General features: G+C 67.4%; 19 protein-coding genes. 14 read left to right on the top strand and 5 right to left on the bottom strand.

Features of this window, described 5'->3' with window-relative positions; all coding sequences use genetic code 11:
- Positions 1 to 25: 25 nt before the first annotated feature.
- From BSE24067_RS24440 to BSE24067_RS24450, 3 genes are all read left to right on the top strand, one after another.
- Positions 26 to 418: a nuclear transport factor 2 family protein gene (locus tag BSE24067_RS24440; protein WP_151066069.1), complete on the top strand. Its 393-nt coding sequence runs from the start codon at positions 26 to 28 to the stop codon at positions 416 to 418.
- Between the two features lie 78 nt (positions 419 to 496).
- Positions 497 to 952: an RbsD/FucU family protein gene (locus BSE24067_RS24445; RefSeq protein ID WP_151066068.1), complete on the top strand. Its 456-nt coding sequence runs from the start codon at positions 497 to 499 to the stop codon at positions 950 to 952.
- Between the two features lie 270 nt (positions 953 to 1,222).
- Complete coding sequence (locus BSE24067_RS24450) at positions 1,223 to 1,660, top strand: DoxX family protein (protein ID WP_151066067.1); 438 nt, start codon at positions 1,223 to 1,225, stop codon at positions 1,658 to 1,660.
- A 138-nt stretch (positions 1,661 to 1,798) separates the two neighbouring features.
- On the opposite strand, the gene BSE24067_RS24455 is transcribed toward BSE24067_RS24450, so the two are convergent.
- A complete protein-coding gene (locus BSE24067_RS24455; RefSeq protein ID WP_151066066.1) occupies positions 1,799 to 3,109 on the bottom strand; it encodes an MFS transporter in 1,311 nt (436 codons plus the stop codon).
- 322 nt (positions 3,110 to 3,431) lie between these two features.
- Positions 3,432 to 4,568: a branched-chain amino acid ABC transporter substrate-binding protein gene (locus BSE24067_RS24460; RefSeq protein ID WP_151066065.1), complete on the bottom strand. Its 1,137-nt coding sequence runs from the start codon at positions 4,566 to 4,568 to the stop codon at positions 3,432 to 3,434.
- Between the two features lie 722 nt (positions 4,569 to 5,290).
- Between BSE24067_RS24460 and BSE24067_RS24465 the strand changes: the two genes are divergently transcribed.
- The gene (locus tag BSE24067_RS24465) at positions 5,291 to 6,085 is read left to right on the top strand and encodes an AraC family transcriptional regulator (protein ID WP_151066063.1); all 795 of its coding nucleotides are present in this window, start codon (positions 5,291 to 5,293) and stop codon (positions 6,083 to 6,085) included.
- 68 nt (positions 6,086 to 6,153) lie between these two features.
- On the opposite strand, the gene BSE24067_RS24470 is transcribed toward BSE24067_RS24465, so the two are convergent.
- Both BSE24067_RS24470 and BSE24067_RS24475 read right to left on the bottom strand, forming a co-directional pair.
- Positions 6,154 to 6,417 (bottom strand): hypothetical protein, encoded by a 264-nt coding sequence (locus BSE24067_RS24470; protein WP_151066062.1) that lies wholly within the window; start codon positions 6,415 to 6,417, stop codon positions 6,154 to 6,156.
- Positions 6,418 to 6,719: 302 nt separating this feature from the next.
- Positions 6,720 to 8,612 carry a bifunctional sugar phosphate isomerase/epimerase/4-hydroxyphenylpyruvate dioxygenase family protein gene (locus tag BSE24067_RS24475; RefSeq protein WP_151066061.1) on the bottom strand — a complete coding sequence of 631 codons (1,893 nt, stop codon included), beginning with the start codon at positions 8,610 to 8,612 and terminating at the stop codon, positions 6,720 to 6,722.
- A 258-nt stretch (positions 8,613 to 8,870) separates the two neighbouring features.
- Here BSE24067_RS24475 and aroQ point away from each other — a divergent pair, with 258 nt between their 5' ends.
- The 3 genes from aroQ to BSE24067_RS24490 are packed head-to-tail and all read left to right on the top strand — an operon-like array spanning position 8,871 to position 11,554.
- A complete protein-coding gene (gene aroQ, locus BSE24067_RS24480; protein ID WP_151066060.1) occupies positions 8,871 to 9,326 on the top strand; it encodes a type II 3-dehydroquinate dehydratase in 456 nt (151 codons plus the stop codon).
- Positions 9,323 to 10,168: a shikimate dehydrogenase gene (locus tag BSE24067_RS24485; RefSeq protein ID WP_151066059.1), complete on the top strand. Its 846-nt coding sequence runs from the start codon at positions 9,323 to 9,325 to the stop codon at positions 10,166 to 10,168. Before aroQ ends, BSE24067_RS24485 begins: the two co-directional genes overlap by 4 nt.
- 42 nt (positions 10,169 to 10,210) lie before the next feature.
- Positions 10,211 to 11,554, top strand: a complete 1,344-nt coding sequence (locus BSE24067_RS24490) for an MFS transporter (protein ID WP_151066058.1) — start codon at positions 10,211 to 10,213, stop codon at positions 11,552 to 11,554.
- Positions 11,555 to 11,674: 120 nt separating this feature from the next.
- Here the strand turns inward: BSE24067_RS24490 and BSE24067_RS24495 are convergent, their stop codons facing one another.
- The gene (locus tag BSE24067_RS24495) at positions 11,675 to 12,784 is read right to left on the bottom strand and encodes a 2-aminoethylphosphonate--pyruvate transaminase (RefSeq protein ID WP_151066057.1); all 1,110 of its coding nucleotides are present in this window, start codon (positions 12,782 to 12,784) and stop codon (positions 11,675 to 11,677) included.
- 256 nt (positions 12,785 to 13,040) lie between these two features.
- Between BSE24067_RS24495 and phnS the strand changes: the two genes are divergently transcribed.
- From phnS to BSE24067_RS24530, 7 genes are read left to right on the top strand one after another with little or no spacing between them, the layout of a single operon-like run.
- A complete protein-coding gene (phnS, locus tag BSE24067_RS24500; protein WP_151066055.1) occupies positions 13,041 to 14,132 on the top strand; it encodes a 2-aminoethylphosphonate ABC transporter substrate-binding protein in 1,092 nt (363 codons plus the stop codon).
- 34 nt (positions 14,133 to 14,166) lie between these two features.
- Positions 14,167 to 15,270, top strand: coding sequence for a 2-aminoethylphosphonate ABC transport system ATP-binding subunit PhnT (gene phnT, locus BSE24067_RS24505; protein WP_151066054.1), 1,104 nt, complete (start codon positions 14,167 to 14,169; stop codon positions 15,268 to 15,270).
- Positions 15,248 to 16,168 carry a 2-aminoethylphosphonate ABC transporter permease subunit gene (phnU, locus tag BSE24067_RS24510; protein WP_151066053.1) on the top strand — a complete coding sequence of 307 codons (921 nt, stop codon included), beginning with the start codon at positions 15,248 to 15,250 and terminating at the stop codon, positions 16,166 to 16,168. Before phnT ends, phnU begins: the two co-directional genes overlap by 23 nt.
- A complete protein-coding gene (gene phnV, locus BSE24067_RS24515) occupies positions 16,158 to 17,018 on the top strand; it encodes a 2-aminoethylphosphonate ABC transport system, membrane component PhnV (protein WP_151066052.1) in 861 nt (286 codons plus the stop codon). The genes phnU and phnV overlap by 11 nt, the downstream gene beginning before the upstream one ends.
- Positions 17,015 to 18,325 carry a phosphonoacetate hydrolase gene (phnA, locus tag BSE24067_RS24520; protein ID WP_151066051.1) on the top strand — a complete coding sequence of 437 codons (1,311 nt, stop codon included), beginning with the start codon at positions 17,015 to 17,017 and terminating at the stop codon, positions 18,323 to 18,325. The genes phnV and phnA overlap by 4 nt, the downstream gene beginning before the upstream one ends.
- Entirely contained in the window at positions 18,322 to 19,776 is a 1,455-nt protein-coding gene (gene phnY, locus BSE24067_RS24525) for a phosphonoacetaldehyde dehydrogenase (protein WP_151066050.1), read from the top strand. Before phnA ends, phnY begins: the two co-directional genes overlap by 4 nt.
- Positions 19,777 to 19,780: 4 nt before the next feature.
- Positions 19,781 to 20,332 (top strand): phosphonate degradation HD-domain oxygenase, encoded by a 552-nt coding sequence (locus BSE24067_RS24530; RefSeq protein ID WP_151066049.1) that lies wholly within the window; start codon positions 19,781 to 19,783, stop codon positions 20,330 to 20,332.
- Positions 20,333 to 20,545: the final 213 nt, after the last annotated feature.

Genomic DNA, 20,545 nt, shown 5'->3' on the forward strand with positions numbered 1-20,545 from the left:
CCGTCAATCACATCAGGAGCCTCGCATGAATACCGCTCAAACCGCCCAGTCCGCCCACGCCGAACTGATCGACCGCTATTTCGACGCGTGGAACGAACCGGACGCCGCAGCGCGGCGCGCGCTGGTCGATGCGACGTACGCGAGCGACGCGGCCTACCGCGATCCGCTGATGGCCGGCGATGGCCACGCGGGCATCGACGCGATGATCGCGGCCGTGCAGGAACGCCTTCCCGCGTATCGCTTTCACCGTACGACCGACGTCGACGGATTCGGCCAGCACCTGCGTTTCTCGTGGGCGCTCGTGTCGCCCGACGGCGCGGCGATCGTCAAGGGTTCGGATTTCGGCACCGTCGATGCGTCGGGGCGCCTGAAGTCCGTTACGGGTTTCATCGACGAAATGCCGGCCGCGGTGTCGTGACGCGAACGGCGCGTACCCGGCCGCGCCGGGATCGGGTAACGTTATGCGGTTCGTTCCTGATCCCGGAGACTTGCTCACATGCTGAAGAATCTCGATCCGCTGCTGCACGCCGACATCCTGCACGCGCTGCGCGCGATGGGCCACGGAGATGAAGTGGTGATCTGCGATGCGAATTTCCCGGCGGAATCCGTCGCCGAGCACACGGTCGTCGGTCGCCCGCTGCGCATCGACGGCGCCGACTCCGCGCGGGTCGCCCGCGCGGTGCTGTCCGTGCTGCCGCTCGACAGTTACGTCGATACGCCCGCGTGGCGGATGGAGGTCGTTGGCGATCCGTCCGCGGTGCCGCCCGTGCAGCGCGAAGTGCAGGCCGAGATCGATCGCGCGGAAGGGCGCGCGGTGCCGCTCACGGGCATCGAGCGTTTCGCGTTCTACGAGCGCGCACAGCAGGCGTATGCGGTGATCGTCACCGGCGAGCTGCGCGGCTACGGGTGCTTCATCTTCAAGAAGGGCGTGCTGTTGAGCGACGCCGGTTAGGGCCGGTTCCCGTTATTTTCGGGCACGCGCGCGCGCCGATTTCCGCTGCGCCGCCGCACCCGCGCCATCGCCGCAGTGTAAAGATTTGCTACAACCTTTTTCTTGGACCCTGCGGAAAGACCCTCTATGCTGGCCCATTTGCCGCCGGCCCCACGGGGCCGCGCGGCCCGCACCGCACGGGACGTGTCCCAGACGGGCGCGTCCCGGACGGACATGTCCCGGACGGGCATGTCCCGCGCGGACGGCCGAATTGCACACGAGGAGAGAGGCATGACGCGTTCCGTCGATTCCGGCGTCATTTTTTTCGCACGCCTGGCGCTGGCGGCGTTGTTTCTGTGGGGCGGCGTGATGAAGCTGCTCGGCTACAGCGAGTTCATCGGCTATCTGCACGGAATGAACATCCCGTATCCGCAGGTGATGGGGCCGATCGTCGTGACGATCGAAGCGCTCGGCGCGCTTCTGCTGATCGTCGGCTACAAGGTGAAGCCGCTCGCGTTGCTGCTGGCGGTCTATACGGTCGCGACCGCGATGGTCGGACACAATTTCTGGGACGCGACGGACGCGGCGGTCCAGCACGACATGGTGATCCACTTCTGGAAGAACATCGCGATCGCCGGCGGCTTCCTGTTGCTGTTCGTGACCGGTGCGGGCGGTGCAAGCATCGACGCGCTGCGCCGGCCGAGTTCGTCGTACGGCCTGCTGCGCTGAGCCGGAGAACGGCGCTGCACTGAGGCGAACGCTGCGCCGCACACGCGCCGCGCCGCCGACGCAACGCAAAAGGGCCGAATCCCGCACGCAGCGGGGTTCGGCCCTTCGTTCATCCGGCCGGCGCGTGCGCGCCGACGTTCAGCGTGCGTCCTTCAGATCCTTCGCATCCTTCGAGAACTGCACGGCGATCGCGCCGAGCACGCAGATCGCGGCGACGTAGAGGACCGGCGCGAGCGGATTCGACTTCATCATCAGCGACACGATCACCGGCGTGAGGCCGCCGAAGATTGCGTACGCGACGTTGTACGAGAACGAGATGCCAGAGAAGCGCACGACCGCCGGGAAGCTCCGGACCATCACGAACGGCACCGCGCCGATCGTGCCGACCGCGAAGCCGGCGATCCCGTAGTACAGCGGCAGCGTCGACGCGTCGGCCGCGACCTGCGCGAACAGCAGGTAGTAGCACGCGGCCAGCACGAGGCCGCCGATGCCGAGCACGCGTTTCGCGCCGATCCAGCCGGCGAGCGAGCCGGCGGTGATGCAGCCGGCCGTCAGGCACAGCGTCGCGATGCTGTTCGCGAACAGCGTGGTCGCGGGCGTCAGGTGGAACTGCTTCTGCAGCAGCGCGGGCGTCATCAGGATCACGACGACGATCGCCGCCGACAACATCCACGTGAGCAGCATCGACACGATCACCGCGCGCCCGTGGTCGCGCAGCACGGCCTTCAGCGGAATCTCGGCTGCGAGCGCCTTCTTCGCCTTCATTTCGGCGAACACCGGCGTTTCATGCAGCCAGCGGCGCAGGTACACGGAGAACAGCCCGAACACGCCGCCGAGCAGGAACGGGATGCGCCACGCGAACGCGGTGACTTCGGCGCCCGAGTAACGGCTGTTGATGCCGGCGGCGACCAGCGAGCCGAGCAGGATGCCGGCGGTGAGGCCCGCGGTCAGCGTGCCGCACGCATAGCCGATGTGGCGCGACGGCACGTGTTCGGACACGAACACCCACGCGCCCGGCACTTCGCCGCCGACTGCTGCGCCCTGCAGCACACGGAACAGCAGCAGCAACACCGGCGCGAGGATGCCGATCGATTCGTAGGTCGGCAACAGCCCCATCAGCAGTGTCGGCACCGACATCATCAGCACGCTGAGCGTGAACATCCGCTTGCGGCCGAACAGGTCGCCGAAGTGCGCCATGATCACGCCGCCGAGCGGGCGTGCAAGATAGCCGGCCGCGAAGATGCCGAACGTCTGCAGCTGGCGCAGCCAGTCGGGGATGTCGTGCGGGAAGAACAGCTGTCCGATCGCGGGCGCGAAGAACACGAAGATGATGAAGTCGTAGAACTCGAGCGCGCCGCCGAGTGCGGCAAGGCCAAGGGTTTTGTAGTCGCTGCGCGTGAGCGCGCGTTCGGCGGCGCGAGGCACGCCGCTCAATTCGGAAGCTTGCATGGTCAGGACGATCGGTTTTCGAATGTAGTTGTCGGTGCTGCGTCTCCAGGGCCCGCTATCGGCATGGACTGGCAAGGCGCGGCTTGCGTCGTCGAGCGTGTGTCGCGTATCGGATGGAACACGGCACATTCACCGTCGCACCAGGATGGGGCGCGACGGAGACGAAGCGTCAAGGCGGGTGGGGGGATTCTACAGGAGCGCGAAATGCATGCGCGCGGCGGGCTGCCGGCGGAGGCCTCAGGCGTCGCTCGACGCAAAAAGCCACGCGGCGCCGCACGTGGAAGAACCGCGTGCGGCGCCGCGCGTGACAGGGGGTAAGTGATCAGTTGCCGGCGATCGTGTCGACCGGCTTGAACGTGCCGCGCTCGACCTTGTAGATCGTCACCGGCGCGTCCTTCAGGTCGCCCTTCGCGTCGTACGCGATGCTCGGCGCCGACACGCCCTTGACCGATACCTTGCCGAGATACGGCGTATAGACCTTCGGATCGGTCGAGTTCGCTTCCTTCATCGCGGTGAGCAGCGCGATCGTGCCGTCGTACGAATACGGCGAATACGTGATCACGTCTTCGTTGAAGCGCGCCTTGTAACGCGATGCGTAGCCGGCGAAGCCCGGCATCTTTTCCTTCGGCAGCCCGCCCATGTAGACGATCGCGCCTTCGGCCGCTTCGCCGCCGACCTTCAGGAACGTCGGCGAACGCGACATCTCGCCGGTCACGAACGCGGACTTCATCCCGAGCTGGCGCATCTTGCGGATCATCGGCGAAGATTGCGCATCGCCGCCGCCGTAAAAGACCGCGTCGGGATTGATGCCCTTCAGGTTGGTCAGGATCGCCGAGAAGTCGAGCGCCTTGTCGTTCGTGAAGTCGCGCTTCACGATCGTGCCGCCGGCGGCCTGCACGGCCTTCGCGAATTCGTCGGCGATGCCCTGGCCATAGGCCGTGCGATCGTCGATGATCGCGATGCGCTTGAAGTGCAGCGTCTTCACCGCGTACGTGCCGACGATGCGGCCGGCCTGTGCGTCGCTCGTCAGCAGCCGGTAGGTCGTCTTGTAGCCGCGGGCCGTGTACTGCGGCGACGTCGCCATCGAGATCTGCGGCAGCCCCGCGCGATCGTACAGGTCGGACGCCGGAATGCTCGTGCCCGAGTTGAAGTGGCCGATGATCCCGCTGACGTTGTCGTCGATCAGCCGCTGCGCGACCGTCGTGCCGGTGCGCGGGTCGGCCTGGTCGTCCTGCGAGTCCAGCTGGAACGTGACCGGCTTGCCGCCGATCGTCGGATGCGTCGCGTTGAAATCGGCGATCGCGAGCTGCACGCCCTTCTGCATGTCGGTGCCGTAGTTCGACTGCGGCCCCGTCAGCGGTGCGGCGAAACCGATCTTGACGACGTCGGCGGCGATGGCGTGTGCGCCCGACAGTGCGCAGGCAGCTGCCAGCGCGACGTGCGATACCTTCAGCTTCACTTTCACTTCCCCTTGATGGCGTGGTTGGGCCGCGGCCGGCCAGCGGGCCGGTGCGGTAAGCCGGGCGAGACGTAGCGGTATGCAGGCAGGTGCGGAAGCCGGGCCGCGTATGCCGCCCGCTGCGCGGGTTGTGCCGGAATCGGCGTGCGCGGGGGCGGCGGGATGTCGTCTCGTGACCGTTGAGCGAAGTCTAGGCAGCGAAAATCCCCGCGTCTTGCGCGTTCGGTGCGCGGCCGGCGACGATTTCGGCATATCGTCGATAACCCTGATATATGCTGAAATCGTCATTCGTGATGCGCAAACGCGCCAAGACGCGGCACGGCGGCATTTTTACGATAGCGAGTTCGGGCGGCCGGTGTGCGGCCATTGCGGCCATTGCTGGCGTTGCCGCGCGACGTTCGCGACATGCGGCGGCCCGAAGCGAAATCGTTTCCGGGTGGACACGCGAATGGCGTACCGGTTGCGCGCACAACCGCCGGGCCGCTTTCGGCCGCGCAGCCGCTGGACGGCGAACGCATCGCGCGCCGCGGCATTAGGCTGCCTGACCGATCGGCGATCGCCCGATCGGCTCGCGCGGTGCACGATCCGCCCGTTCGCCGCGCGGCCCGATCGCCCGCCCGGGATCATCCGCCGCGGGATCACGCGCCCGATGAACGCCGCGACGCGTTCGCAGGTCGCTCCTATAATCGACGCCATCAGCCACTCCGTTCGCACCCGCCGGGATGACGACCTTCCTTGCCGCACCGCCCATGACCCTGTCCGAAACGTTGCGCTACCAGCCCGACAACACAGACCTCGGCGCGATGCTCGCGCACTTCCGCCTGCTCGAGCCGGTGTTCGACGCGCTGCCGGACGTCGCGTTCTTCGTGAAGGATGCGCAAGGCCGCTACGCGCTCGTCAATCGCACGCTGGCGATGCGCTGCGGCTACAAGGACAAGCGCGACCTGCTCGGCAAGACGACTGACGAAGTGTTTCCGCGCCGTTTCGGCCGGACCTATTTCGAGCAGGACATGGCGACGATCAACGCCGGCCAGCAGCTGATGGATCAGCTCGAGCTGCATCTGTATCCGGGCCGCCAGCCGGGCTGGTGCCTGACCTGCAAGGAGCCGCTGCGCGACGCAGCCGGCAAGGTGGTCGGCCTCGCGGGGATTTCGCGCGATCTGAAGGCGCACGAGGGGTCGCATCCGGCGTACAGCAAGCTGGCCGACGTGGTGCAGCACATCCAGGATCACTACGTGCAGCCGCTGAACCTGAAGCATCTCGCGCAGATGGCCGGGATGTCGGTCGCGCAGCTCGAGCGCTACTTCCACAAGGTGTTTCACCTGACGCCGCGCCAGGTGCTGCTGAAGACGCGGCTCGACGCGGCCACGGCGCTGCTCGTCACCCACGACAAGGTGACGGACGTCGCCGCGCTATGCGGCTATACGGATCACAGCGCGTTCACGCGCCAGTTCAAGGCGACGGTCGGCGTGACGCCGTCCGAATACCGGTTGATGCTGCAGGACCGCGCAGGTTGACGCGCCGCGCCGGCCGGGGGCCGCGCGGCGGGATGATCGGGGTGGTGCGGGAAGGGGAACGCGGCGGCTCAGCGGTAGCCGAGGCCTTTCAGGACGGCCGTGCCGTCTTCGGTCAGGCGGAAGCTCGGTGAGGTGTCGGCGTCGAGCTTGATCATCTCGACGAGGCCGGCTTCCTGCAGCGCGGGCAATTCGGGTTTGGCATTCGCGCCGATCGGTGCGTGCAGCAGCACGAGCAGCGTCGCGATTTCGTGATGGCTGAGCAAGCGGCGCAGCATCGTCTTTTTTACAGGGGGCGCGGCCGGGCGGCCCGCGGGTGCATCTACGGCGCTCATCGCTGTCCTCCTTTTCGGGATATCCATCGGGTTACTGGTTCCGGATGGTGCCGTCGAAGACTTAAGCGATTCTTAAAAGCGTGTCGGCTGCATCGATGGTGCGGCGCTGCGCGGGTTACCGGATGTAACACGTGCGCCGGCGCGCATTCCCCGCCGCACGCGTGCAGCCTTTGCTGGCGGCGCGTTGCGGCGGTCTTCCCGTCGATGGTGCGTTCGCGCGCCGGGCGGTTCAGGGTCGGGGGCGCGTCAGTCTGCTTCGGTCCGCCCCTGCAACCCCGCAACCGGACCGAATATCTCCTTCCTCATTTCCTGCGCTGTGCCTGCGCGGCCAGCCGCACGGCCGCGTTGGTCGCGCCGTAGCCGTCGTAACCGCCGCGCCGCTCGACGATTTCCAGCGAGAAGCGGTTGTCGACCAGTTCCGTATACGCATGCAGGAATTCGCCGCCGTTTTCGTCGCGGTCGTACAGCAGATGATGGGCGCTCAGGGTGTCGATCAGCTCGTCGGGCAGCGCGTAGCGCGCGGCGAGATCGTCGTAGTAGTTCGGCGGAATCCGCAGGAACGGCACGCCGTCGGCCGCGAACGCGGCGACCGTCTTCACGATGTCGTCGGTCCGGAACGCGACGTGATTCAGCCCGGTGCCGTGATACCGCTCGAGCGATTCGGCAACGGCCGTATGGCGGTCGACCGACGCATTCAGCGCGATCCGCACCGAGCCGTCGGCGCTGCGCACCGCGCGGCTGCGCATCAGGCCGTACGGATCGGGCACGAGCCAGCTGCGCTCGGCTTCGAAGCCGAACGCGGTCTTGAAGAACAGGATCCACGTATCGAGTGCGTCGGCCGGCAGCGCAAGGCACACGTGATCGATGCCCGTGAGCGGGCCGACTTCGGTCGGGCCGTCGATATCGGTCAGCACGAAATCCGATTCATACAGCGTCGGCGCATCCGGCGCTTCGTCGACGAAGTATTCGAGGCTGCCGTCCGGCGCCTTCACGCTCGGCAGCACGCGCTCGTTCGGGCCGACACGGCCGGAGAACGGCGCATAGCCATAGCCGGCCGCGCGTTCGAACGCCACTTTCGCGTCGTCGACGCGGAACGCCGACGCGCACAGCGACAACCCGTGCTGCTGGAAGAACGCATCGGCGAACGAATCGCGCTCGGCGTTCAGCACGATCGACGCGGCGCCGTGCTGGAACAGCGTCACGTCTTTCGACCGGTGGCGGCCTGCGAGCCGGAACCGCATGCGGCCGAGCCATTCGCCGACGGTGGCCGCCGCCTGCGCGTCGACCGCGAATTCGATGAACTGGAACCCGACGTGCGCGGGCGGCGCCGGCGGCGCGAACAGCGGCTGCGCGGCGGCCGGCACGCGGCCGTCCTGCGCGAGCCGCGCGCGCGTCAGTTCTTCCAGATAGAGCAGCGAGCGGTGGCCGTCGGCGGCCGTGATCGCGGTCGGCGCGGCGCGGAAGCCGTCGTTGAAGATCTCGAGCGACAGCGGCCCCGTATAACCGGACTCGATCACGCGCGCGGTGAAGCGCGCGAGGTCGAAGTCGCCCTGGCCGGGGAACGAGCGGTAGTGGCGGCTCCATTCGAGCACGTCCATCACGAGCTTCGGCGCATCGGCGATCTGCACGAACGCGATCCGGTCGCCCGGAATGTCGGCGATTCCGTCCGGCGAGTCGTCGAGCGACAGTGTATGGAAGCTGTCGAGCGCGAGGCCGAGGTGCGGGCTGTTCACCGCATTCACGAGCTGCCACGCGTGCCCGTACCGCTTCACGACGCTGCCCCACGCGAGCGCCTCGTACGCGGCGATCACGCCGGCCTGCCGCGCGGCTTCGGCGAGTGCGCCGAGCTGGTCGACCAGCAGCGCGTCGTCCGCGATCGTGTTGGGCGACACGTTGCTGCACACCAGGATGCGATCGGTGCCGAGCGCGTGCATCACGTCGAACTTGCGGCGAATGCGGTCGAGATTGCGCGCGAGCTGGGCGGAGCTCACGCCCTCGAAGTCGCGAAACGGCTGGAACAGCACGATGTCGAGGCCGAGATCGGCGGCCATGCGCCGCACGTCGGCGGGCGATCCGTCGAAGTACACGAGGTCGTTCTCGAAGATTTCGACACCGTCGAAACCGGCGGCCTGGATGGCGGCGAGCTTCTCGGCGAGCGTGCCGGACAGTGACACCGTGGCGATCGAGCGCTGCATGGGCGAATCCTGCGGATGAACGGGGCGGGGCGTGGGCCGAACCGGGCCGGGATGAACCAGCCGTTGAATTTCGTGCGGACGCCATATCCCGAATTTACTAGGGAAGTGATGCAAATTATACAAACTAACTAGATGGTACAAATAGGCGAAAACCCGAAAAGACAGCGGGCGTCTGCCGGCGCACACTAGCGCCACATCCTGATTGTCACGGGGCGGCGCCGGCAAGGTCCCGCCCCCGTTTTTGGAGCAGAAATCGTCATGAGCAAGCACAAGGTGCTGGTGCTGAACGGCCCGAACCTGAATCTGCTGGGAACCCGCGAACCGCACATCTACGGCGCGGAAACCCTTGCAGACGTCGAGCAGCGTTGCCGTACGGCCGCCGAAGGCCTCGGTCTGGAGATCGACTTCCACCAGTCGAATGCCGAGCACCAGCTGATCGACTGGCTGCATGCCGCGCGTCACGACACGCACGGCATCGTGATCAACCCGGCTGCCTATACGCACACGTCGGTCGCGCTGGCCGACGCGCTGTCCGCGATCGCGAAACCCGTGATCGAGGTGCACATTTCCAACGTGCACCGCCGCGAGGCATTCCGTCACCACTCGTACATCGCGGCCATCGCCGAAGCGGTGATCTGCGGCTGCGGTACCGAAGGCTACGTGTTCGCGCTGCAGCGCCTGTCGACCCTTTTCGCACAGCGAGCCGCACAATGAGCCGGCCGTCCTTTCTGATCGGCCAGGGCATCGGCGGTTCGTTGTCGCCGGCGATGCATGAGGAAGAGGGATTCCGTCAGGGTTTCGGCTACGTCTATCGCCGCATCGATCTCGATGTGCTGGGGCTGACCGCCGACGCGCTGCCCGAACTACTCGATGCCGCGCAGCGAATGGGCTACAACGGCCTGAACATCACGCATCCGTGCAAGCAGCGCGTGATCGAACATCTGGACGAACTGTCGGACGACGCGCGCGCACTCGGCGCGGTGAATACCGTGCTGTTCAAGGACGGCAAGCGGATCGGCCACAACACCGACTGGTCCGGTTTCGCGAAATCGTTCCGCCGCGGGCTTCCCGGCGCATCGCTCGAGCGCGTCGTGCAGCTCGGCGCGGGCGGCGCGGGCGCGGCCGTCGCGCATGCGGCGCTGCAGATGGGCGCGGCCGAACTCACGATTTTCGATGTCGACCGCACGCGTGCCGTCACGCTCGCGGGCGAACTGCAGCAGCGCTTCCCGGCCGCGCGCGTCACGGCCGGCGACGATCTCGCGGTCGCGGTGAAAGCCGCAACCGGCCTGATCCATGCGACGCCGACCGGCATGGTCAAGCATCCGGGCCTGCCGCTGCCGGCCGAGCTGCTCCATGCCGGCATGTGGGTCGCCGACATCGTGTATTTCCCCCTCGAGACCGAACTGCTCCGCGCCGCGCGCGCGGCCGGCTGCGCGACGCTGCCGGGCGGCGGGATGGCTGTGTACCAGGCCGTCGATGCGTTCGAGATCTTCACCGGCCGCACGCCGGACGACGAGCGAATGTTCGAGCACTTTCAGTCGCTCGTCGCGCGCTGACCTTTCTACCTACTAGCTGGAAAAAGAGACCAGGAGACACCCATGCAGCACACCACCCACACCAACGCCGCGCCGGCGCAGGCGGCCGGCACGGTCCGGCGGACATCGGCGCGCTACAAGATCCTTGCGCTGCTCGCGATCGGCACGATGATCAACTATCTCGACCGTACGGTGCTGGGGGTGGCTGCGCCGCAGCTCACCAAGGAACTCGGCATCAACGCGGCGGTGATGGGCATCATGTTCTCCGCGTTCTCGTGGACGTACGTGGCGATGCAGGTGCCGGGCGGCCTGTTTCTCGACCGCTTCGGCAGCAAGGTCACGTATTACTGGTCGATGACGCTGTGGTCGCTGTGCACGTTCCTGCAAGGCTTCGTGCCCGGTGTCGCGACGCTGCTCGCGTGCCGGCTCGGCCTCGGCGTGACGGAGGCGCCGTGCTTTCCGACGAACAGCCGTGTCGTCGCGACGTGGTTCCCGCAGAACGAACGCGCGATGGCGACCGGCACCTATACCGTCGGCGAGTACATCGGCCTCGCATTCTTCAGCCCGGTGCTGTTCGCGCTGATGGGCGCGTTCGGCTGGCGCTCGCTGTTCTGGGTGGTCGGCGCGGTCGGCATCGCGTTCGGCCTCGTGTGGTGGAAGCTCTATCACGAGCCGCGCAACCATCCGGCCGCGAACTCGGAGGAACTCGCGTACATCGAAGCGGGCGGCGGCCTCGTGCATGGTGCGCGCAAGACCGGCGACACGGGCGCGAAGCCCGCGCAGGCCAAGTTCAGCTGGTCGATGGTCGGCCGGCTGGTGAAGAAGCGTCAGCTCGCGGGCATCTGCCTCGGCCAGTTCGCCGGCAACTCGACGCTCGTGTTCTTCCTGACCTGGTTCCCCACCTATCTCGCGACCGAGCGTCACATGGGCTGGCTGAAGATCGGCTTCTTCGCCGTGATGCCGTTCATTGCCGCGTCGGTCGGCGTGATGTTCGGCGGGATCTTCTCGGACTGGCTGCTGCGTCGCGGCAAGTCGGCGAACCTCGCGCGCAAGCTGCCGATCATCGCGGGCCTGCTGCTCGCGTCGACGATCATTCTCGCGAACTACGTGCAGAGCAACGAAGCGGTGATCGCGATCATGTCGGTTGCGTTCTTCGCGCAAGGGATGGCCGCGCTCGGCTGGACGCTCGTGTCCGATATCGCGCCGGACGGCCTGCTCGGCGTGACGGGCGGCATCTTCAACTTCGCGGCGAACCTTGCGGGGATCATCACGCCGCTCGTCGTCGGCTTCATCGTTGCATCGACGGGCTCGTTCGTCGGCGCGCTCGTGTTCATCGGCGTGATCGCGCTGATCGGCGCGCTGTCTTACATCTTCGTCGTCGGCGACATCAAGCGGATCGAACTGTAAGCATCGGCTCCACGCACTCTCGGTGCGTTCGCCCGGCGGCCTGTGGGCCTCCGGGCGTTTTTGTTTGCGCACCCGGCGCACCCGGCGCGCGCGGTCGCGGGCCGGTTCATGCGCGTGCACTCATGCGCGCTCCACGGCAATCCCGAGCGATTCGACCGCCTGCGCGATCGCCTCGACCGCGCGCCGGATGTCGTCGGCATCGATCGCGCCGATACAGCCGACGCGAAACGTTTCCAGCTGCGTCAGCTTGCCCGGATACAGGATGAAGCCCGCGTCGCGCACCGCGTCGTAGAAGCGGCGGAAATCGTAATCCGGATGATCCGGCGCGTGGAACGTGACGATCACCGGTGCCTGCACGCCGGCGTCCAGGAACGGCACGAAGCCGAGCGCGCGCATCGATTCGACGAGCGTGCGGCAGTTCTCCGCATAACGCGCGCCGCGCGCCGGCTGGCCGCCTTCGGCAAGGTACTGGTCGAGCGCGGCCCGCAGTGCGGCGACCACGTGCGTCGGCGGCGTGAAGCGCCACTGGCCGGTCTTGCGCAGGTATGCGTACTGATCGTGCAGGTCGAGCGCGAGCGACGGCGCATTGCCCGCGCACGCGTCGAGCACATCGCGCCGCACGATCGCGAATCCCATTCCCGGCACGCCTTCCAGGCATTTGCCGCTCGCCGAGATCAGCGCGTCGATCCCGCTGTCGGCCAGCGCGATCGGCAACGCGCCGAACGAACTCATCGCATCGACGATCAGCCGCTTGCCGTGCCGCCGGCACACGTCCGCGATCGCGTCGAGCGGATTCAGGATGCCGGCGCTCGTTTCCAGGTGCACTAGCGCGACGTGCGTGATGCGCGGCTCGCGCGCGAACGCGGCTTCGACCGCAGCCGGGTCCACCGCCGCATCCTCGGCGAACGGCAGCGCGATCGCGTCGATGCCGAGCCGCGCGAGGATCGTCAGGATGCGCGCGCAATACGCGCCGTTGTCCGGCACCAGCACGACGCCGTCGCGCGGCACCAGCGTGCCGAGCGCGGCCTCGACCGAAAACGTGCCGCTGCCCTGCATCGGCACGCACACGTACGCGTCGCCGCCCCGCGCGATCGCGACCAGATCCGCGCAGACGCTCGCCGTCAACTGATTGAAAGCGGCGTCCCACGAACCCCAGTCATGTTGCATCGCGTGGCGTGTTGTGGCGGACGTGGTGAGCGGGCCGGGCGTCAGTAGAATCGGGTCGGACATGGATTTTCCTCAAGCAAGGGGCAATCGGAATGCCGGGCGGCATTTCTGAATGGATTTGCATGATATTGGCAAAATGTGTCATTTTTTGGAAATTGTGGCAGTCGTCACGGGGTTGTCATCGAACGCTGTGATCCTTCGGTTGCCGCGCGAAACCACCTGCAGCGCGGCCGCGAGGCAGGCCGGTTGCCGGTTTGCTCGACGGGAAGGAGCCGGATCGTGCCCCGGCCGCTTGGTGTTCCGCCTACGGAGAAGTGAGATGACACTGCAGAATTCCTCGCGCGCCGCTGCCGGCGCGTTCCGCAAGCTCGCGCTGGCCGCCTGCGCCGCCGGTCTGCTGCAAGGCGCGGCGTTGCCCGCGCATGCGGCGAACGCGGTGGTGCTGTACACGGCGGACGGTCTCGAGAACCTCTACCGCGATGTGCTGCCGGCGTTCGAGAAGAAGGAAGGCGTGAAGGTCAACATCGTGACGGCGGGCAGCGGCGAAGTCGTCAACCGCGCGAACATCGAGAAGAATTCGCCGAAGGCGGACGTGATCGTCACGCTGCCGCCGTTCATCCAGCAAGCCGGTCAGATGGGCCTGCTGCAGCCTTACCAGAGCGTCAACTACAAGAACGTGCCGGCGATCGCGAAGGCTGAAGACGGCACGTGGGCCACGTTCGTGAACAACTACTTCTCGTTCGCGATCAACCCGGACGCCGTGAAGAACCAGCCGAAGACGTTCGCCGACCTGCTGTCGCCGAGCTATGCCGGCAAGGTCGCGTACTCGAACCCGGCGACCGCCGGCGACGGGATGGCCGTGCTGATCCTGACGACCACGCTGATGGGCGAGGACAAGGCGTTCGAGTACCTCGCGAAGCTGTCGCAGAGCGTGAAGTTCCACACGAAGGGCACCGGCTACCTGAACGTGCTGCTGTCGCGCAATGAAATCAGCGTCGCGAACGGCGATCTGCAGATGGACCTCGACGACGCCGAGCACGGCGCGCTATCGGTGAAACCGATCTTCCTGGCCGCGAAGGCCGGCGACCAGCCGACCACGTTCCAGCTGCCGTACGGCATCGGCCTGATCAAGAGCGGCCCGAACCAGGACGCCGGCAAGAAACTGATCGACTACCTGATGTCGACCGAAGTGCAGTCGAAGGTGCCGGACATGTACGGCATTCCGGGCCGTACCGACGTGCCGCTCGCCGGCAAGAACGGCGAAGCGGTGAAGAAGGCGATTGCGGGCGTGAAGCTGATTCCGGTCGACTGGGCGCAGGTGATGGCGAAGAAGCCGGAGTGGATCGAGCGCTGGAAGAAGGACGTGATCGGCAGCTCGGGCAAGCAGCTCGACGTCGTCAAGCCGAAGTGACCGGCGCACGCCGCCCGAATTCAAGAGCAAGAGGATGAACCCGGTGGACACCACCTTGACCCATCCCGGCGCATTCGGCGCCGCCGAGCCGCGCGCGACGTTGCGGTCCGGCGCGCCGGGCGGCGTGCAGATCGAACACCTGAGCGTGCGCTATGGCGCGCGCACGGTGCTGGACGATCTGTCGCTGTCGATCGGCGCCGGCGAATTTCTGACCGTGCTCGGCAAGAGCGGCTGCGGCAAGACCACGCTGCTGCGCTTCATCGCCGGGTTCGTGAAGGCCGATGGCCTGACCGGCACGCTGACCGTGGCCGGACGCGACCTGACCCATGCGCCGCCGCACAAGCGCAATCTCGGTCTGCTGTTCCAGAATTACGCGCTGTTCCCGCACCTGTCGGTGTTCGAGAACGTCGCGTTCGGGCTGCGCGCGCGCGGGATGGCGTCGCCGGAAGTGACGCGCCGCGTCGCCGACGCGCTGAAGCTCGTGCAGCTCGGCGACGCCGGCCATCACCTGCCCGCGCAGTTGTCGGGCGGGATGCAGCAGCGCGTCGCGCTGGCCCGCGCGCTCGTGATCGAGCCCGACGTGCTGCTGCTCGACGAGCCGCTGTCGGCGCTCGATGCGAACCTGCGCGCATCGGTGCGCAGCGAGCTGAAGGCGCTGCACGAGCGATTGCCGAACCTGACCATCGTCTGCGTGACGCACGATCGCGACGACGCGCTCGTGCTGTCCGACCGCGCGCTGCTGATGCGCGACGGCCGCATCGCGCAGCTCGGCACGCCGCAGCAGCTGTACGACGCACCGCACGACGGTTACGTCGCGCGTTATCTCGGCCCGGCGAACCTGCTGCCGCCGCACGTGATTTTCCCGCTCGGCGATCCGCGCCACGACGCGCGCGGCAAGGTCGCGTGCGTGCGTCCCGAGCGGCTGACCGTGATGCCGCCCGCTGCAGGCGGCCTGCACGGCACGGTGTCGTCGGTCGAATGGCAGGGCGCGGACCTGTCGATCGCGGTCGTGATCGACGCGGCGCCCGACGAACCCGTGCGCGTGACGATGCAACGCGGCCGCGGCGCGGCCCCCGAGCGCGGTGCGCGCGTGTCCCTGCATTGCGAGGCAGACGATGTCGTCCTTATCGAGCCCTGAAGCAAGCCTGCCGCCGCGGGTGCATGCGTCGGCCGCCGCGCATGCCGCCGCCGCGCGGCGCCGCAAGCGCGTCGGGGACCTGCACTTCGCGGCGCTCGCGATCGTCGTGCTGGGGCCGCTCGTCGTTTATCCGCTCGTGCGCCTCGTGCTGCTGAGCGTGTCCGGCGATCACGGGCTCAGCCTCGCCGCGTACCGCACGTTCTTCGGCAACGCCGATACGCGCAACGTGCTGATGACGACCTTCGGCGTGCTGTTCGCGAGCGCGGGTACCGCGTCGGTGCTCGGCGTGCTGCTTGCCGCGCTGCTGTTCTTCAAGCCGTTTCCGGGCGCGTCGCTCGTCACGCGTTTCCTGGAGCTGTACGTCGCGTTCCCGTCGTTCCTCGTCGCGTTCACGCTGATTTTTCTGTACGGCTCGCAAGGGTCGATCAGCATCGCGTTGCAGCATCTGTTCCATCTCGACAATCCGCCGCTCGACTTCCTGTTCGGGATCGGCGGCGTGATCCTCGCGCAGACGGTTTTCTACACGCCGTTCGTCGTGCGGCCGACGCTCGCGTCGTTCGCGACGCTCGACCTGCGCTTGATCGAAGCGGCGCGCAGTCTCGGCGCGTCCGGCTGGATGCTCGCGCGCCGCGTCGTGTTGCCGATCGCGTGGCCGGGCATCGCGGCCGGCACCGTGCTGTGCTTCCTGTTGACGCTGAATGAATTCGGGATCCTGCTCGTGCTCGGCAGCGCGCGGCTCGTGACGCTGCCGGTCGCGATCTACAGCAGCGCGACCGTCGATCTCGACCTGCAGACCGCGTCGGCCGGCGCGGTCGTGATGCTCGCGCTGTCGCTGGCGCTGTATGCGGTTTATCGCCGGGTGAACCGGCGTGCGACGGGAGGAAACGATGTCCGCTGAATTCCGTATCGGACAAGCCGTGCCGCGTCACAGGATCGGCTGGCGCGACACGCTGCTCAAGCATGCGTCGCGCGCGGCGTTCGCGCTGGCGGCATTCGCGTGCTTCTGGCTGTTCGTGCTGCCGGTGATCGTCGTCGCGCTGTCGAGCGTGTCGACGCAGTGGTCGGGCACGATTCTGCCGGCCGGCTACAGCCTGCGCTGGTTCGAGCGGCTCGGGTCGCCCGAATACGACGCGTTGCGGACGAGCCTCGAAATCGGCTTCGGCGTGTCGGCGCTCGGCACGATCCTCGGGTTGTGGTTCGCGCTTGCGCTCGAAGGGCGTGACCGCCGCGGCCTCGGCGCGCTCGTCGACGCGCTCGTGATGGCGCCCAACGGCGTGCCGAGCGTCGTGCTCGGGCTCGCGGTGCTGATCGCGTATCACCAGAAGCCGCTCGATCTGTCGAGTTCCGCGGCGATCGTCGTGCTCGTGCAACTCGCGCTAATTCTGCCGTTCTGCTATCGCTGCGCGGCGGCAGCGCTGCGCCCCGAGCTGACCGTGCTGCGCGAAGCGGCCGCGAGCCTCGGCGCACCGCCCGCGATGGTGCTGCGCCGCGTGCTGCTGCCGCAACTGGTGCCGGCGTTGCGCGCGAGCCTCGCGCTCGGCTTCGCGCTGTCGCTCGGCGAACTCGGCGCGACGCTCACCGTCTATCCGCCGGGTTTCGCGACCGTGCCGATCGTCGTGATCGGCCAGGTGGAGCGCGGTTACTACCTGCCTGCATCGGCGTTGTCGCTGCTGATGCTCGGCGCGTCGCTCGCGGCGCTGCTGCTGATCGCCGCGCGCGTGCCGCGCGGCACGCGGGCCGCATCGTGAACGCCGCGTTCGCGTTGCGGCATCCCGGCGAGCCGCCAACCGCCGGCAAGGGTTCGGCCGATTTCGCCGGACGCTGCGTCGACGTCAACGGCCGGCGCTACCGGCTGCCGGTCGAACCGACCGTCGTCGTCTGCGTCGACGGCTGCGAGTCCGACTATCTCGAGCGCGCCGTCGAAGCGGGCGTCGCGCCGTTCATCGGCCGGATGATCGCGGAAGGCACTGCGTGGCGCGCCGATTGCGTCGTGCCGACCTTCACGAACCCGAACAACCTGTCGATCGTGTGCGGTGCGCCGCCGTCGGTGCACGGGATCTGCGGCAACTATTTCTGGGATCCGGCCGCCGACGGCGGCCGCGGCGCCGAAGTGATGATGAACGACCCGGCCTACTTGCGGGCCGGCACGCTGCTCGCGGCGGCCGCCGACGCGGGTGCGCGCGTGGCCGTCGTCACCGCGAAGGACAAGTTGCGGCGGCTGCTCGGCTGGAAGATGAACGGCATCTGCTTCTCCGCCGAGAAGGCCGCACAGGCGAATCTCGCGGAGAACGGGATCGTCGACGTGCTCGATTGGGTCGGCCTGCCGTCGCCCGACGTGTACAGCGCGGCGCTGTCCGAATTCGTGTTCGCGGCCGGCGTGCGGCTCGCGCAGACGCGCCAGATCGACCTGATGTACCTGTCGACCACCGACTACGTGCAGCACAAGTGCGCGCCCGGCAGTGCCGGCGCGAACGCGTTCTACGCGATGATGGACGGCTATCTCGCGCAGCTCGACGCGCTCGGCTGGGCGATCGGGCTCACGGCCGACCACGGGATGAACGCGAAGCACGATCCGGCGACCGGCCGCCCGAACGTGATCTATCTGCAAGATGCATTCGACGGCTGGTTCGGCGCGCGGGCCGCGCGCGTGATCCTGCCGATCACCGATCCGTACGTCGTGCATCACGGCGCGCTCGGCTCGTTCGCGACGGTTTACCTGGCGCCGGACGCCGACCGCGCCGAAGCGATGTGGCGCGTCGGCAGGCTCGACGGCGTCGAACTCGTGCTCGACAACGCGGAAGCTGCCGCGCGGTTCGAACTGCCGGCCGACCGGATCGGCGACCTCGTCGTGATCGCGCGGCGCGACATGACGCTCGGCACGCGCGAGCGCGAGCACGATCTGTCCGGCCTGACCGTGCCGCTGCGTTCGCACGGCGGCGTGTCCGAGCAGGAGGTGCCGTTGCTGTTCAATCGTCGGATCGAGCGGGACGACCCGGCGCGTCGTCCGCGCAACTTCGACGTGTTCGATTTCGTGCTGAACCGGATCGCGACATGATGGCTCATCCCCGGCAAGACCACCCCGCGTTCCGCGCCGAGGCGCTGCGGTGGTGCGGCACGCGCGCGCCGCGCGACCGCGTGTTCGACGTCACCGATCCGTACACCGGCACGCGCGTCGGCACGGCGCCGCTGGCGAGTGTCGACGACGTGCGCGTCGCGTTCGACTATGCGATGGCATACAGGCCGGCGCTGACGCGCTACGAGCGTTCGCAGATCCTCGAGCGCGCGGCCGCGCTGCTGCGCGAGCGTGCCGACGAAGCGTCCGACCTGATCACGCTCGAGTCGGGATTGTCGAAACAGGACTCGCGCTACGAGATCGGCCGCGTCGCCGACGTGCTGAAGTTCGCATCGGTCGAGGCGCTGCGCGACGATGCGCAGAGCTTCTCGTGCGACCTGACACCTCACGGCAAGGCGCGGCGCGTGTTCTCTCAGCGTCAGCCGCTCGACGGCGTGATCGTCGCGATCACGCCGTTCAATCACCCGATGAATCAGGTCGCGCACAAGATCGCGCCGGCGATCGCGACCAACAACCGCGTGATCGTGAAGCCGTCGGAGAAGGTGCCGCTGTCGGCGTTCTATCTGGCGGACTTGCTCTACGAAGCCGGACTGCCCGAGCCGATGCTGCAGGTGCTGACCGGCGATCCGCGCGAGATCGCCGACGAGCTCGTCACGCATCCGCATGCGTCGCTGATTACCTTTACGGGCGGCGTGTCGATCGGCAAGGCGATCGCCGCGCGGGCCGGCTATCGGCGCATCGTGCTGGAGCTGGGCGGCAACGATCCGCTGATCGTCCTCGACGACGCCGATGTGGAGCGTGCGGCATCGCTCGCCGTGCTCGGTTCGTACCGGAACTCGGGGCAGCGCTGCACGGCCGTCAAGCGGATCCTGGTGCAGCGCTCGATCGCGCCGGCGTTCACCGAGTTGCTCGTCGAGAAGACGCGCGCGTGGAAGTACGGCGATCCGTTCGATCCCGCGAACGAAATGGGCACGGTGATCGACGATGCGGCGGCGCGGCTGTTCGAGGCGCGGGTCGGCGACGCCGTCGCGCACGGCGCGCGCCTGCTGACCGGCAACGTGCGGCGCGGTGCGCTGTATGCGCCGACCGTGCTCGACAACGTCGATCCGGCGATGACGATCGTGCGCGAGGAAACCTTTGGCCCCGTGTCGCCGATCATCGCGTTCGACACGATCGACGATGCGATCCGGATCAGCAACGGCACTGCGTTCGGGTTGTCGTCGGGCGTCTGTACGGACAGTACGGCGGCGGTCGTACGGTTCGTGAACGAACTGAAAGTCGGGACGGTGAACGTATGGGAGGTGCCCGGATACCGGATCGAGCTGTCGCCGTTCGGCGGGATCAAGGATTCGGGGCTCGGCTATAAGGAAGGCGTTCAGGAAGCGATGAAGAGCTTCACGAACCTGAAGACGTTTTCGCTGCCGTGGGAGTAAGCGGATGGCATTGACGGTGGCAGAGATTCACGGTCTGTATCGCGAGCACGGCCACGTCGCGTATAGCGGCGAACCGGTCACGCAGCTGGAGCACGCGTTGCAGAGCGGCTTGCTGGCGGAGGAGGCGGGCGCGGACGATGCGCTGGTCGCGGCGGCCTTCCTGCACGATCTCGGACATCTGCTGAATCGCCAGGGGGAGACGCCGAGCGCGCGCGGGATCGATGATCTGCATCAGTATTACGTGCTGCCGTTCGTGCGGCCGCTGTTCAGCGACGCGGTGCTGGAGCCGATCCGCTTGCATGTCGACGCAAAGCGTTGCCTGTGCCGCACGGACGCCGGGTACGTCGCGAGCTTGTCGGCGGATTCCGTGCGCAGTCTGGCGCTGCAGGGCGGCATCTTCAGTGAAGAGGAAGCGGCGGAGTTCCTGCGGCGGCCGTTCGCGGAAGATGCGCTGCGCCTGCGCCGCTGGGACGATATGGCGAAGGAGGCGGGCAAGGTGACGCCCGATCTCGATCACTATATGGAGATAGTGGCGCGCCAGGTGCGTGTGGCTTGACGATTCGGCTCCCCTGTATTTACGGCCCCGCACGCGGCAGCGTGCGGGGCCGTAAATATTTTTCGAGAAACCCCTTGCGCGGCGCCCGGACGACGCCTAGAATCACGCCTCTTTCGCGCTGATGGCAACACGGCGTGGAGGAGGAAGGGAAGCGGTGCGATAGGGTTGGCGGTAGCGGCCTGGCGCACACGAAGCTGAACCCCTCGCGGTCAC

The sequence above is a fragment of the Burkholderia latens genome, assembly GCF_902499045.1.
Taxonomy (GTDB): domain Bacteria; phylum Pseudomonadota; class Gammaproteobacteria; order Burkholderiales; family Burkholderiaceae; genus Burkholderia; species Burkholderia latens.